The sequence below is a fragment of the Olivibacter sp. SA151 genome, from assembly GCF_054130995.1.
Genome location: NZ_CP096391.1, coordinates 5,454,253 through 5,468,294, shown reverse-complemented (window position 1 = coordinate 5,468,294; position 14,042 = coordinate 5,454,253). Strand labels below are relative to the sequence as shown.

The following is a 14,042-nucleotide window of genomic DNA, read 5'->3' as shown; positions in this document are numbered from 1 at the left end:
AGGGGTTTAAATTTTAATTGACAAAACGGCACAGGTCGGTTGAACGCTACATCTGCTAAATCACTCTTTTTTGCTGTCGACAAAGTTTTCATGCGTGAAATAATAATAATAGTGATCTTACTTCATCAAATTCGCGGCATCATACATTTTATGTACATAGACAGGGTAGCTATTTTTTTTTGCACGCAATTGCAAACGTAGTTCATCAATTAGTCCACCTTCTTCCATTTGCTCTCGGGATTCAAAACCTACAAAAGCGGAGTCTAGCGCGAAGTGAAAGGAATCCCGTGTTTCGTCATCTACGTGCCGGACAATCGTACTATCTAATAACTCATAGCGCACCGTATTCGACGGCCACAGGCAGACTAAAAACCCTTCTTGTCGAACGATGCGATCTGCCGCTTCAAAGTCTTGTTGTAAAGCATATTGAAGCAAACGGTGCTCATTATCGATTCCAAAACGTTGTTGCAGGCCTCCCAATTGCTTGCCGGTTAGTGTGAGTGCCGCATAAGCAACTGCCACTACAATGGTCATCAGGAGTAAAGCCACCACCAACTCAATGATAGTAAAAGCGGCTAACTTAAGGTTTTTCATGGTTTTTCTTTTGAATGATTTTTCGATAGATGGCTAATGACTTCTCTTGCTTATTGAAGGCTTCCAATTCGATCAGCAATAATTGATCACTTCCTTCATAATCGGTTACTCTTTGTTGTATTTCTATATCGTTTTCGAGCTGGTAGGTGTGATCTTGCGGGTCATCTAACCCGCTACTTGCCTCGCCTGCTAAGACCATTAATTGCTGCTGCAAACGTAACTTCGGACTGCTGGAACTGTTAATGATGCGTACATAGGTCATGGTAGCGATACCAAACACCACCATAATAATTACCAAGGCAACAATAACCTCCACTACTGTGGAGCCCGGTAATTTCTTCCCAACTTGTTTTGCGTTTAGTGTAACCATTTAACAATTCCTCCTTTCCCCGCTGTTTGTAAGAGTGCGCTTTCCAGATAATGGCGCGAACGTTTCGTATAATCGATGACGGCATCCAGCAAAAAATTGTCATACAGGGACGATGATGTTTGCAACACGAAACGTTGGCAAGTGACACTTCCAAAAACGGAACCTTTTAGCTCCAACATACCATCTGCATACACTTCACCGTTAATTTCGCTTCCCGGTTCCACTCGAATGCGATTCATAAAGTCAGTGGTCGATGCGGCAGCCACGCTAAACACCACGCCGTGGATTTTGGCATCTTTGTGAATGACTATTTCGGGAGTGAATTCCTGTACGCTGTTTTCGGTGCGCCTTTCAATAAGTCCAAGTGCCGACGGATAAGGAAGTTCGACATTTTCTTCAACCAGAATGGAGTCTTGAGCAAAGGCCTGTAACGTGCCTTTAAAATCCTTTGCAATCTTAATTTTAGGTGCGATAAAGATGGCGTGTTCTATTTGGGCCGAGCTAGGCAGATATATAGCTCGCTTGGATACCACCACCACTGCCCCTTTCAAATTCAGGTTCTCCATCGAAATCGAATCTTCGCTCGAGAGAATAAGCGGTTTTTGGTAAAAGCTCCTGTTTACAGAATCTTTTAGGGCATAAAAGGAAAGGACCGAATCGCTTCGGTTTTTCAAGCTGTCGTAGTTCAACAGTTTAATCTGTTCAACCAATGCAGTATTGAGTGCGGGCAATTTCTTCTCACTGTTTTTGATATCGCCGTAAACGGTGGTGTCGCCTTCATACGCTTTATCTTCGATATAGGCTTTTCGTATACCGGCTGGTGGCAAATAGGCTGTGCCGCGAACGACTGATTTGCCGGAGATAGATAAGGGGCGATCGTCGTCCTTTAAATAAAGGGCATAAGCTTTGTCGTTTTGAATGGCATTGCCCTTTAAAAATACTTTTTTCAGGGTATCTATTCCTTCAAAAGATTTAATTATAGCAATTTCATACAGTCCCCACGGATAATGTTGTAAACTTATGCTATCTGTTTCTTCTTTAAATAAGTCTATTAATTCTTCTTCGCTTGCTTTTTCCGCATAAACTTGACTGAGAAGCAGTGCTGTGCCAGACTCCAGATTCCGTTCCAACTTTAATCTGCGGAGGAGTAGTGAAGTTTCGTTACGGTTATAGCGTAACAAAAGGAGCATCAAACCCAATAGAAGTGCCATAATAGTCGCTATACCTACTACGCTCAATAAGGCTCCGGCTTTTAGTTTACGAGGTTGATGCATGTGCAAATATAATCCTTTTTGCCTATACAATTTAGTTGCAAAAAAGTGATTAAAACGATCTTGAATAAATTTGCTATTTTAAAATAGATCGCTTAATTTTATTCGGTTACCATTCAATAGTTAGTTGATTTTTAAGCGACAATAGTGCCATATAGCACCTGCTCTTTGATAAGTTATAGATTTTTATCAAGTGTTGGTTTATTTCAGAGTTGAAATATCTATACGTGGCTAACAGATTGATTATGGCTATTTATATTAATTACAATCTTATTAGCCATATCAAGTAGCGTTCTGAGAGTTGTGATAAGGTATTGAAGCCAGTTTAAAAAAGTCAACATGTATTCGTTTTGTTTAGTTGTAAATAAGAAAATACACCATTCCAACGAAATATTGAAACATCAATATTATCGTTTTAAACTATATCAATTTTATGGAGATAAAAGCAAGTTCTTTCGGAATCACCGGTAATGGTGCTGACGAAACAACGAAAGTTATTGACTTATTTAACAATATGCCCAATAATGCGATTGTTGACTTTGAAGGTATGATTGTGACCGTTTATGTCGGTGTCTCCGGTTCTTCAACGGGAGATGCACTGCCCCTGCAGAACATTATTCGCATCTTTGATAAACATCATCTAATAATAAAAAATGGCACTTTAAAAGCCGCGAATCCTGGAGTTTCTCCTCAAAAGTTGAGATACCCCTCTACTCTATCGATAGATTATTGCCATAATCTGTCATTCGAAAATTTTAATTTTTATGGGCGAGGAGAATCTTTTGGTGATTCAGATGCAAGTGCAGCTCTTTCATTTGAACAACGACGTTACTTTATACAACAAAACGGTGGCGCCGCTGTGACCGTTGTAAAGAGTAAAGAAATCAATTTTTATAATTGCAATGCTTATTTATGTGGGAGTGTTGGCACTTTTTATATATCTTCTTCAGATAAGATCAAGTTGACAAATTGCTATGCAAATCCAGCTTCATTGGGGTATGCAGCTTATTGTCATGATGCGTGGGCTGGACCGAATTATGATAATAAAAATGTGTTTGAGAGTTTCTTTTACAATTGTGCGGCCTATTTAACTTCTGTTACGGGAGGTAGTAGTACCTACTGTGCAAAATGCGGCGTTTTGGGTGAAGACGGAGGCGTAAACATACAGGTTATTGGGGGGACATGGCGAGATTTTTATGCAAATGGAAGCGATAGATATCTTGGTTTTGCCTTTGGAGCAACCTCTTGTAAAATCACAGTATCAAATGCGACGGTTGACTTATGTGACGCTGTATTGTTTTCAGGGAATACCTCAAACAATCCGTCCATCGTAAACGCAAGCGGTCTCGTTTGTACGAGAATAGGTAGAACGGTCGTCGAAATTGACAACAGTAGCTTTTCGTCTAGTGAGGTAAATGTAACGGACTCTGTCATCAGTATAGTAGGGGGACGAACTTGGCCAGATGGCCCACTTGAGCAGCGTGTAACTTCTGTTGTTGCGAATAGAAAGGTGGCAAGTCTTGTTAATGTTACGATTAGCTCATGCCGCATTATCGGGGCTAGTTTGCTTGCTATTAATTCAATGGCTGTTTACGGGATGCTGAAAACAACGAATTCTTTTTTCTCCCTGTCGAATAAAATTCTTGACAGTAAAGGATGGGGAAGCTCGTCAGCAACAGTTCCATCCAATAGGAACCAAGGTATTATCATCGATTCGGACTTTAATGTTACTTCAACTTCTGATACCGCACCGCTAATAAGTTGGACTGTGCCTTCACCTCAAAATGTCTATGTAAGAACTCAGATCGATCTAACGGGCTCTTCAATTTCTTCAATTTCTTCAATCAACAGAAATCTGTTAGACTCGACGGCTTTAACATTGGTCGACACGCTAACTCCTCCGCGGCTTTTGATTGGTGCCTATTATAGATGCACTAATTTCTTTCAGCAAGGAATGGTAACGATGCAATATGTTGCTTTTATGGGGTTAGCTAATGATTTAACAATTGCAAGATTTAAATTACCTTCCAATATTATTCCAATGCGACTTGTAGGAGTGCTTCAAAAAATAGTGGGAGGTAGTGTAACTTCCTGGAGTGTTGTAGCATTAAAGGAACTAGTTGTCAATGATAGGAGTACGGAAGTAGATATTTATATTAAAGGAACTAATATACCACAGCTTACCCAAGGCGATACCTATAAATTTTTGGAATTGACATAAACATGCTAAATTGATCTGCTTAAAAAGATAGAAGAGTTGACGTTACATATAATTAGCCAACAAGAAGAGCTTAACAAGTTGAAAAATGAACTGACAGTCATTAAAAAGGGGGGTAATCCATAATCAACAAATTAATTTATTAACATTTTTTGCGAGAGTTATTTTTCTACTCTATATTTAGCACGGAATAAAGGATGCCGCGTCTGAAAAATAACCTTTACTTAGCGAATATTTGGAAGCGGCTGTGTTAAAATCAACGGAAAAACCTATGCGGAAGCGATCAACCTTTAAGTTTAAGCGTAAACTAAAAGCTTTTTCTTTGACAGAAGTGCTGGTGGTATTGGTCATCATCGGTATTCTGGTGTTATTGGCTTTGCCCAATCTGATGCCGCTGATCACCCGTGCAAAAAGCACGGAAGCGAAAGTGCAGCTGGAACATGTGTATACCTTAGAAAAAAATCATTTCTTCGAACGTTCAAAATACAGTACCGACTTAACGGATATTGGTTTTGAACAAGAGAAACTGACAACCGATGGCGGACAGGCCAACTATCGGATCGAAATTGTAGATGCCGGTACAACTACCTTCCTGGCCCGGGCCACTGCCGTCGTAGATTTCAACGGCAATGGTACCTTCAACGTTTGGGAGATTGATCAGGATAAAAACCTAAAGGAAACGGTTAAAGACTAGCTTTGAACTTGAGTTATGCAACCCCTCTTTGTGATATTGATTCTATTGGCCTTATCTTATATGGCTTGGCAGGATTTTGCCGATCGGGCGATCGATTGGTTTTTGTTTCCTGTTGTGGCAGCGTTACTGGTAGTCAATAGTATTCTCCTGCGCGCTTTTGCCTGGAATCATTTGCTGGTCAATATCGGACTGCTAAGCGTACAGCTTGCATTGGTAGCCCTTTATTTTAAGCTTAGCCGCGGGCAGCGTTTACTTGCCGGGCAACAGCTATTGGGCTGGGGCGATATTCTTTTTTTTCTTGTCCTTACCCTTGCCTTCTCGCCGCTTAATTTTATTCTATTCTACATTGCTAGTCTACTACTTACATTACTGTTCTTTTTGATTTTAGCGCTGGGAGGTCGAAAAGTACACAGTATTCCGTTAGCCGGTTCACAAGCCGTCATCCTGATTGCCGTCTTTCTGATCGATATAAAGCAATGGGGGCTTTATTTATATAATGATAATCTTTTATTCAACTTCCTAAATCATGCCAACGTCCACCTCCCTTGATACCTTCGTATTTCTTCCAAAGGATATCCAGCTGTTAAGCGTGGAGCAGGCTTGGTATTACCGGGCAATTCCCAAAGGGCAGGACGGTTATGTGCTTTATTATTCAGATCAATTAGAAAACAAACCAGCCTTGTTGGAAGAGCTGGAGATGGTGTTGGGACTACCTGCTAAAGTTGAGGTAATAGATACTGCCAGATTGAATCACTACCTCCATAAATACTATTTCCGGGAGGAGCAATCCGCCCAGGGAGCACAAAAGGAAGAAGCTTATGCAGGGAGCTCCGACGATTTTTTGGTTGATCTCATCGCAGAGGCGAGGAAGCTGAAAAGCAGCGATATCCATTTGGAAATTTATGAAGAGCGCTGCCGGGTGCGGATTCGTATCGACGGTCAGATGATCGAGCGCTATAGCTTGGATAAAACCGAATATCCCGCCGTAGTTAATAAAATAAAGATTCTTTCGGGGCTCGATATTGCGGAAAAGCGCTTACCGCAGGACGGGCGGATCAATTTTGTGCATGGCGACCTCAAGTTTGATATCCGGGTATCCATTTTGCCGACCTTGCACGGCGAAAAAGTAGTCATGCGTTTGCTAAGCAATGATGCTACGAATATCGACTTACACAGCTTGGGGTTTTCTGAACCGGATTTACGCAATTATTTAGAAGGTGTAAAGCGTCCCAATGGTATTGTGCTGATCAGTGGGCCTACGGGCTCGGGTAAAACGACAACGCTTTATGCAACCTTAAAACTACTGAATCTGGATACGCGGAATATTCTCACCATTGAAGATCCGATTGAATATACATTGGAAGGAATCAACCAGGTACAGTTGAAAGAAAGTATCGGTCTTACATTCGGTGCGGCACTGCGAACATTTTTGCGACAAGATCCGGATATTATTATGGTAGGCGAGATACGGGATACCGACACCGCCACCATGGCCATCCGCTTGGCTTTAACAGGGCACTTGGTCCTTTCTACGATCCACACCAATTCAGCATGGGGTACGATCTCCCGTTTGATCGACATGGGGGTGCCACCGTTTCTATTGGCAAATACCTTGAATACTTCCGTGGCACAACGCCTCTTACGGATCCTTTGTCCGCATTGTAAAACGGAGGAAACTTTCGATACTGCTCTCTACCCGCAACAATTCAAAGCTTTTTATGAGGTGAAGAAGCATTGTGTGGCGAAAGGTTGTAACCATTGTTTTCATACCGGCTACAAAGGTAGAAAGGCAGTGTACGAGATTATTCCGATTGATCGAAATCTATCGGAAAAGATTAAAAACAATGTCTATGATGTCAGCGAAGAGTTGCACGAAAGAAAGCTTAAAACATTGGCAGAAAATGCCTTCGAATTATTTGCCGCGGGCGAAACGACTATAGAAGAGATTTATCCTTTACTTTTTAATTTTTGAGCATTTGGGAAAGAAATATTTACACGAAAAAAGAAAAAGCTGGGTTGCATATGTGCTGGGGATGGGGCTTTTGTTCCTATTGCTCCAGGCATGGCCTTCCAACCTATGGGCGCAGCAAGCAGATCGTTTGACGCGTTACGAGCAGCGTCTGCATGAACTGGCCGTACTATCGCCCGGTCTGGCTGAGAAGGTCACACTATCGGTTGCAGGCGCCAGCTTACAGGAATTCCTGCGAGCCTTGGCCGAAACTTCTAACACCAATATCAATGTGGATCCGAACTTGCAACTACGGGTTTACAATAATTTTCAGGGAGAAACACCTATCAATATTCTCCTGTTCATCGCCAAAGAATATAACCTTGATTTAGGTTTCACCGGAAGCATCATCTCCGTGACGGCCCTTGACCCCTCCAAGGTACGTCAGCCTGCACGCCCCGTGCAAGCTACTTATGATGCTGCCAATAAGCTGATCAGCTTGTCGCTTGAGAACGATAGCCTGGTGGTGGTTGCTCGCACGATTACGCAATTAACCGGTACGAATGTGATTGTGACGAATGATCTACAGGGCAAACAGGTGAGCTTATTTGTGCAGGGTATGGAGTTAGGCGCCGCTTTACGCCAGTTAGCATTTAGCAATCAGGTGAAGCTGGCAGAAACAGCCGGTGGTTCCTTTGTATACTTACCGCTAGGGCCTAACGAGGAGAACTTTATTAACGGCCAGTCAGAACTGAGCACGCGTCGCCTGCCGATACAGCAAACGCCTTCTGATGGTAATCCGCAGTTTTTTCTTGATGCCACCGATAATGGCTCCGGGGCTAAATTACTGAGCATTGAGGCGCAAAATACCCCCATCGATCAGATTATAAAGAATGCAGCCGCACAGGTGGAGGCCAACTACTTTCTTTTCAGTGGTTTGCAGGGGAATGCGACCGCTAAGTTGACAAACGTAGGTTTTGATCAGCTGTTAACCTCACTTCTGAGGGGCACTGTCTATACCTTTAAAAACGATAATGGGATTTATCTGATCGGAGAAAGGCGCTTAGAAGGTCTTCGCGAAATTAAAGCCGTACATTTACAACACCGTTCGATCGATACCGTGCAGGCTATGATTCCGGCCGAGTGGAAACAAGGCGTGGAGATAAAGGAGTTTCGCGAGCAGAATACACTCCTCTTAGCCGGATCTGCTCCACAGGTCAATGAAATCGCTTCCTTGGTAAAACAACTGGATGTGTTGGTACCTATGATTTTAATTGAGGTCAATATGCTGGATGTACGGAAAGGGCATACAATTAGTACAGGCATTACCATGGGCGTCTCCGACTCCGTTCGAACAGGAGGTGAATTGCTCTCATCCAATGGTACCGATTTTACCTTTGGTGCCCGTTCCATTAACGATTTCTTGTCGCGGATCGGTACCGGATCTTTTAATCTCGGGCGGGTTTCACCCAATTTTTATGTACGCTTAAGGGCTTTGGAAAATAACAATAATGTGGAGATGCGTTCCGTGCCTAAACTCTCAACGCTCAATGGCCATGCGGCAACGTTGAGTATCGGAAGTTCGCGTTTTTATAGTGTGTCAACCCAGAATCAGATAGGTTCTTTGACGCCACAGAATATTGTTACCCAGCAATTTAACGAGATTAAAGCAGCTACCACCATCAAAATCAAGCCGATAGTATCGGGGGATGAACAGGTGACATTAAATATTACGGTGGACATTTCTGATTTTACGCAGGATACACCGATCAACCAGCCACCACCCACCTCTACCAGTAAGTTCGAATCGATTATCCGGATACGGAACGAAGAGACGGTGGTATTAGGTGGTATCGAGCGCTATGAAAATGCCGAAACAGGTGGCGGCGTGCCGCTCCTGTCCCGTATACCGGTGTTGAAATGGATTTTTAGTAATAAAACAAAATCAAAAAATAAAGTGGTGTCGGTGGTGTTTATTAAGCCGACGATTATTTATCAGTAATTAAAAAACTTGCCTCCGGTAGGGATCGTAAAAATTACTAAAAGCTGATAACTGACAGCTAACAACTCTAAAATGTTTAAAGAACAGCTCCTTTCATATGCCCGCCATATCCCGCTGCTAGCAGCGGTGGAAGCTACTTTTGCCGAGAAAGGACTGCTCATGCAATTGGTGCTGTTGAAGCGAAAAGGGAATGCCATTGAAGTTTTACGGAGAGAAGGCGATATTCCGACGGTGGAGAAACTACTAAGCATCCTGCCCAAAGGAGTGCCTATTGCGCTTTCGCTAAATGGTAAGGGGATTATCCATCGCTTTGTTCGAAGCGCAGATCTCAAAGATGATATGGATCTACTTCGTTTGGTTTTGCCAAACGCTAAAAAGCAGGATTTTTATCTACAAAGGAATTCACAGAGCGTGATGGAAGTACTCTCGGTTATCCGCCGAGATCGTTTGGATGAGCTATTACAACACGTTGCAAAAATACAGGAGCAGCTACTTTCCGTAAGTTTAGGCCCTTTTCACATAGCAAGTCTATTGCCTGCCGTTGTTAAAGAGGGGAGCGAATCGCTGCAAGTGGCCCGGCACCATTTTGAATTAAAAGAAAATGAAATAATTGCCTATCAATGGGAAGAGGCGGAAGAACCGGGGCGCATTATACGGATTGGCGATGAGGAAATGAATGAGCGCTTTTTGGTTGCCTTTGCACTCGGTTTTCTCGTGCTCAGCGAGATGCCTATGGCAACCTTAGCCGTAGATAGCCTAGCCGGTAGAATAGAAGATAAACGGCAAGAATGGTTTTTTAAACGATCAGCGCTTCTATTGGGTGTCTTTTTCTTATTGATCTTATTGTTAAACACCTTCTACTTCTTACACTATAATGGAAAAATGGCGGATACCAGCTTGAGTGATATCTCTTTGCTGGATAAGGAGATTAAGCAGCTGAAGGATGTGCTGAAGGGTCAAGAGCAATTGGTTGAAGTGATTAACTACACGGAAAGGGGCGATAAAGAACCGCTGAGCTATATTGCCGATCAGCTGGGCGCTTCGGTGCCCAAATATATCAGCTTAGATGAATTGAACTTTTTTCCGCAGGACGAAATTGCGAGTAGAAAAGAACGAAGACCAAAATATCAATCCGGATTGATACGCATTACAGGTACAACGGAAACTATAGGTGCCCTCAACCATTGGGTAAAAGTGATAAGCATGATGAGTTTTAGCAAAGAGGTTGCCTTAGTGGATTATAAATACGATGAAAAGCAGGAGCGGGGGATATTTAACCTTAAATTGATTTTGCGATGAAAGGATTTTGGACAACATATACCTGGCAGCAAAAAAACAAATGGCTATGGTGGGGTGCCCTGCTGTTCTTATTCATCGTCTATCAGATGAGCATCAAGAAAACATTGGAGTTACGATCGGCCTATCACACAGCCCGTGCGGCCCAGGCGAATACAAAACAGAAGGAAACCGAGCTATCGCAGCTTAGGGCACGGATGCAAAAGGTTGGCAGCGCGGGTTTCGTGAACGCTTCGGATAAAGGCAATGCGAAAGTGAACATGTTAAATATTGTGGCCTCTGCAGCAGAGAGCAACGGGTTGGTGATTAAAGACGTACCACCTACCAAGGCCGTCACTGCAGAGGGGCTGACCGTGAACTATGATGAATATTGTTTGGTGGGGAGTTATAATGACCTCCTGCAATGTTGGTATGAGATCGAAAAAGGCAAGGAATTGAATTTAGTGAATGTCGCTTTTCGGAAGGAATTGAATACGCTTACAAGAGCAGCCGAGTTGAAGATGTATTTAACAACGGCTTATGTGGCGGGGGATTAGTTGCCAGTTATTCGGTTAACGCAAAAAAATTAAGATAATGAACTGTAAAATTAACGTTTTCATCCTGTTCATAGGATTGCTTTTCACAGCCTTTGGTTGTAAAGAGTTTTTGGAAGAAGATATTAAAGATAGGCAGGTAACGCTCCTGTCGCCGGGTAACCAGGCACAGATCCCTACCTATACCGTTACCTTCTTATGGGAGCAGCTAGACGATGCCTTGGAATACCGCTTGCAGGTGGTATCGCCCGATTTTGATTCGGTATCGCTATACTATGCCGATACAGTGGTAACCGCGCCGAAGTTTACGTTGAGTTTAGAGCCGGGTATCTACCAGTGGCGGGTACAGGCCCGTAATGGTAGCAGCGAAACGGTGTATACCACGCGCGCTTTTGTGATATATGAGTCGAACCTAAGTAAGCAGGTAGTGGTGCAAACCGATCCTGCAGACCAGCTCCTAACCGCGAATACCGCTTTGCGCTTTGGATGGCAAACCCTATTTGGTGCTACAGGTTATCGATTGCAGATCGATACGAATAACTTTACCGATCCCGAAAATCTTTTATACGACAGTGTATTGGAAAGTACGGGGCATAATTTCACTATACCAAAAGAACAGGTATACCAATGGCGGGTAAGAGCGGAGTCGGACACCTCGCAGTCGCTGTGGTCAACCGTTCGCCAATTTACATACGACAGAACACCTCCTGCGGTGCCTACAATGACCGCGCCGGGGAACAATGCCTCCGTGCCAAGTCCCGTTACCTTACGATGGGAGGCCGTAAGCGATGCAGTGAAGTATCAACTGTATGTATATAAAAGCGATTCAACCACGCTGTATAGCTCCACATATCCCCTAAGCTTGGAAGGCACGAGTCATAATTTTACAAGCAGTAGTATCGGCGAACGGGTGATATGGCGCTTACGCGCGACAGATAAAGCAGGGAATACCAGTGGCTATTCAAGCTACCGAAGTTTTTTGATCAATCAGTAATGAAGGTGAAGAAGAAACTAACCATACCACTTTTACTATTAGTACTCCTGATATGGGGCTGGATCTTCTATAAAATCATCCAAGCCACAGAAGATCCTATTTTACCGACACCGGTAATGGCAGCAGAAAAAAAATCGATGCCCAAGACGAATTTAACGGATACGATCACGAGCTTTAAGCCAAAAGGAGGCTACCGCGATCCGTTTTTGTCTGCCGGGGCAGAAGCCGAACCGGAAGTAATAGAAACAGGCGAGGTGGTCGAAAATTATAATCCACCACCTCAAGAACCTTATATCGATTGGGGCATGATTAAGTATCTCGGAGAAGTGACGAACGCAAAAGCAAAAAAGAGCGTCATTTTAATGGGACTGAATGAAAAGGATTTTATGATAAAAGTAGGTGAAACAAGGGAGGGAGTTACCTTGTTGCAAAATACACCTACTTATATTAAGATAAAATATCAAGGACAGGAGAATGTAATGACAAAGTAAAGTAATGAGCCAATTAGCTAATGAGCCGATGGGATATGAAGGTGTTGGCTTAAAGCTTAGAGCCTATAGCTTACGTCCTGATACTAAACAAAAAACAATGAAATTAAATTTTACACTGATTATCGGAATCTACCTGCTATGCTTCTCCCTCCCTTCTTATGGGCAAAAGGAATTATTGGAGGCGCTCCCCTATAAAAATAAAGCGACCATTCGTCATGCAGATGGTTCTTTTCAAGTCGCGGAGCTCAATGTAAAAGAAAAAGTAGAACAAGCAGACCCAAAGAAGATCTATGCTTGGTATCTGCGGGATAGTATACGCTATACACAGGGCGCTTTTATAGGCCGCGTTTTGCACGGCACCTATCAGGAGCTATATCCGGACAAAAGTTTAAAGGTATTGGGTGCTTATTATAAAGGCTTGAAAACGGGCGAATGGCGTTACATGGATCCGAATGGTACACTTCGACTGTTATCGACCTGGTACTTGGGAGAAGAAAACGGGAAATATGCACTCTATGATGAGCAGGGGCAGTTAAAGGAAAAAGGGCGACTGTTCAAAGGGCGTAAGGAGGGAGTCGTCACCACCTATCATCCGCAAGACAGTGTACAGAGGCAATATACCAAGTTCAAGCATAACACCGCCCAGGAGAAAGCAGTAAGTTGGTTTGATAAAGCTAAATTGTTTTTGGGCTTTTGAGGACGCCTAAAGCCCAAAAACAACCAAAATAAGCTCTTTATTTCTTTTCTTCTAACTTCTCAATACGCTGTAGCGCCTGCTCCAGTGCTTTCTCTAAACGAATCTGATGGAGCGTCATTTCCTCTATCTTTTGTAATAATTTAGTGTTAAGAAGCCCCAGTTCCACACCATCTTGTTGCATTTTCGCAGCTGGTTGAATTTCCGGTAAATGCCCATGCCGTGCAATGAATTTTTCCACCTCTTTTAAAGGCATCAGGCTATAGTCTTTATCAAACACAAAATCGGCACCGGTCGTATTAACGACCACCTCGTTTGCCCGTATAGGCCCGTTCACATCCAGTTTATAACCGTTAAACTGTTGATAGAGCTTACCGATCAGTACATTACCAAATTGATTAATCACCATACGGTCAACCAATCCGGAGCTAGTACCGGTTGCAAAACGTAAGTCAGATTCGTGGAATGATGTTTTACCCCATTCTGAAAATGCATAAATCTTAGCAGTAGCGTTGAGGTCATAATGTTTGGAAAATACGATACTCCCGGTTTCACCGACATAATCTTCTGCTTTGCCGTTATAAGCGATACGAATCACAGGATTGGTGCTAGGGGATGCATTGCTCCCGAGAACATGCAGTAAAAAGCCCGGAGTGGTAGTGCCGATACCTATTTTAGCGGCTGTAACAGTGTTGGTTTGGCTGAAGCCTTTTATGCTTAGCAGCAGTAATAAGGCACTGATGAAAAGTTTAGGTGTGTTCATAATATGTTTTGTTGAGAATTAATTATCAATCGTTAATCTTAATAATGAAACCTTAGGAAATAGTGATTAGCTAAAGGATTTATCTAAAACTTACCCAAGTAAAATTTATGCATAGAATAGTTTAAGCAGTAGCGAATTTATAAAAAAAGATGATATTCGCAAATGGGTAATTTA

The 14,042-nt window shown here is 42.8% G+C and carries 14 protein-coding genes; 10 read left to right on the top strand and 4 right to left on the bottom strand.

What is annotated here, in order from left to right:
• Positions 1-117: 117 nt before the first annotated feature.
• The 3 genes from M1D52_RS22225 to M1D52_RS22215 are packed head-to-tail and all read right to left on the bottom strand — an operon-like array spanning position 118 to position 2,238.
• On the bottom strand, positions 118-594 hold the full coding sequence (locus M1D52_RS22225; RefSeq protein ID WP_437393598.1) for a PulJ/GspJ family protein: 477 nt from the start codon (positions 592-594) through the stop codon (positions 118-120).
• On the bottom strand, positions 581-964 hold the full coding sequence (locus tag M1D52_RS22220) for a hypothetical protein (RefSeq protein WP_437393597.1): 384 nt from the start codon (positions 962-964) through the stop codon (positions 581-583). The genes M1D52_RS22225 and M1D52_RS22220 overlap by 14 nt, the downstream gene beginning before the upstream one ends.
• Complete coding sequence (locus M1D52_RS22215; protein ID WP_437393596.1) at positions 952-2,238, bottom strand: hypothetical protein; 1,287 nt, start codon at positions 2,236-2,238, stop codon at positions 952-954. The genes M1D52_RS22220 and M1D52_RS22215 overlap by 13 nt, the downstream gene beginning before the upstream one ends.
• A gap of 430 nt (positions 2,239-2,668) precedes the next feature.
• Between M1D52_RS22215 and M1D52_RS22210 the strand changes: the two genes are divergently transcribed.
• The 10 genes from M1D52_RS22210 (at position 2,669) to M1D52_RS22165 (ending at position 13,108) form a co-directional block, all read left to right on the top strand.
• Positions 2,669-4,456, top strand: a complete 1,788-nt coding sequence (locus M1D52_RS22210; protein WP_437393595.1) for a hypothetical protein — start codon at positions 2,669-2,671, stop codon at positions 4,454-4,456.
• A 268-nt stretch (positions 4,457-4,724) separates the two neighbouring features.
• The gene (locus tag M1D52_RS22205; RefSeq protein ID WP_130854336.1) at positions 4,725-5,147 is read left to right on the top strand and encodes a type IV pilin protein; all 423 of its coding nucleotides are present in this window, start codon (positions 4,725-4,727) and stop codon (positions 5,145-5,147) included.
• 15 nt (positions 5,148-5,162) lie between these two features.
• Positions 5,163-5,696, top strand: coding sequence for a hypothetical protein (locus M1D52_RS22200; RefSeq protein ID WP_437393594.1), 534 nt, complete (start codon positions 5,163-5,165; stop codon positions 5,694-5,696).
• Entirely contained in the window at positions 5,674-7,119 is a 1,446-nt protein-coding gene (locus tag M1D52_RS22195; RefSeq protein ID WP_437393593.1) for a GspE/PulE family protein, read from the top strand. The genes M1D52_RS22200 and M1D52_RS22195 overlap by 23 nt, the downstream gene beginning before the upstream one ends.
• 4 nt (positions 7,120-7,123) lie before the next feature.
• The gene (locus M1D52_RS22190; RefSeq protein WP_437393592.1) at positions 7,124-9,097 is read left to right on the top strand and encodes a type II secretion system protein GspD; all 1,974 of its coding nucleotides are present in this window, start codon (positions 7,124-7,126) and stop codon (positions 9,095-9,097) included.
• A gap of 72 nt (positions 9,098-9,169) precedes the next feature.
• Positions 9,170-10,396 carry a hypothetical protein gene (locus M1D52_RS22185; protein ID WP_437393591.1) on the top strand — a complete coding sequence of 409 codons (1,227 nt, stop codon included), beginning with the start codon at positions 9,170-9,172 and terminating at the stop codon, positions 10,394-10,396.
• On the top strand, positions 10,393-10,929 hold the full coding sequence (locus M1D52_RS22180) for a hypothetical protein (RefSeq protein ID WP_437393590.1): 537 nt from the start codon (positions 10,393-10,395) through the stop codon (positions 10,927-10,929). The genes M1D52_RS22185 and M1D52_RS22180 overlap by 4 nt, the downstream gene beginning before the upstream one ends.
• A 37-nt stretch (positions 10,930-10,966) precedes the next feature.
• Positions 10,967-11,920, top strand: coding sequence for a fibronectin type III domain-containing protein (locus M1D52_RS22175; protein WP_437393589.1), 954 nt, complete (start codon positions 10,967-10,969; stop codon positions 11,918-11,920).
• Between the two features lie 5 nt (positions 11,921-11,925).
• Positions 11,926-12,411: a hypothetical protein gene (locus M1D52_RS22170; RefSeq protein ID WP_130854330.1), complete on the top strand. Its 486-nt coding sequence runs from the start codon at positions 11,926-11,928 to the stop codon at positions 12,409-12,411.
• Between the two features lie 4 nt (positions 12,412-12,415).
• On the top strand, positions 12,416-13,108 hold the full coding sequence (locus M1D52_RS22165) for a toxin-antitoxin system YwqK family antitoxin (RefSeq protein ID WP_457941591.1): 693 nt from the start codon (positions 12,416-12,418) through the stop codon (positions 13,106-13,108).
• A gap of 37 nt (positions 13,109-13,145) precedes the next feature.
• Here M1D52_RS22165 and M1D52_RS22160 read toward each other — a convergent pair whose 3' ends face one another.
• On the bottom strand, positions 13,146-13,868 hold the full coding sequence (locus M1D52_RS22160; RefSeq protein WP_437393587.1) for a hypothetical protein: 723 nt from the start codon (positions 13,866-13,868) through the stop codon (positions 13,146-13,148).
• Between the last annotated feature and the right edge of the window lie 174 nt (positions 13,869-14,042).

Excerpts from the sequence above, each read along its gene's own strand:
- M1D52_RS22225 (WP_437393598.1), bottom strand. The coding sequence starts at position 594 with ATGAAAAACCTTAAGTTAGCCGCTTTTACTATCATTGAGTTGGTGGTG.
- M1D52_RS22220 (WP_437393597.1), bottom strand. The coding sequence starts at position 964 with ATGGTTACACTAAACGCAAAACAAGTTGGGAAGAAATTACCGGGCTCC.
- M1D52_RS22215 (WP_437393596.1), bottom strand. The coding sequence starts at position 2,238 with ATGCATCAACCTCGTAAACTAAAAGCCGGAGCCTTATTGAGCGTAGTA.
- M1D52_RS22210 (WP_437393595.1), top strand. The coding sequence starts at position 2,669 with ATGGAGATAAAAGCAAGTTCTTTCGGAATCACCGGTAATGGTGCTGAC.
- M1D52_RS22205 (WP_130854336.1), top strand. The coding sequence starts at position 4,725 with ATGCGGAAGCGATCAACCTTTAAGTTTAAGCGTAAACTAAAAGCTTTT.
- M1D52_RS22200 (WP_437393594.1), top strand. The coding sequence starts at position 5,163 with ATGCAACCCCTCTTTGTGATATTGATTCTATTGGCCTTATCTTATATG.
- M1D52_RS22195 (WP_437393593.1), top strand. The coding sequence starts at position 5,674 with ATGCCAACGTCCACCTCCCTTGATACCTTCGTATTTCTTCCAAAGGAT.
- M1D52_RS22185 (WP_437393591.1), top strand. The coding sequence starts at position 9,170 with ATGTTTAAAGAACAGCTCCTTTCATATGCCCGCCATATCCCGCTGCTA.
- M1D52_RS22180 (WP_437393590.1), top strand. The coding sequence starts at position 10,393 with ATGAAAGGATTTTGGACAACATATACCTGGCAGCAAAAAAACAAATGG.
- M1D52_RS22175 (WP_437393589.1), top strand. The coding sequence starts at position 10,967 with ATGAACTGTAAAATTAACGTTTTCATCCTGTTCATAGGATTGCTTTTC.
- M1D52_RS22165 (WP_457941591.1), top strand. The coding sequence starts at position 12,416 with ATGAGCCAATTAGCTAATGAGCCGATGGGATATGAAGGTGTTGGCTTA.
- M1D52_RS22160 (WP_437393587.1), bottom strand. The coding sequence starts at position 13,868 with ATGAACACACCTAAACTTTTCATCAGTGCCTTATTACTGCTGCTAAGC.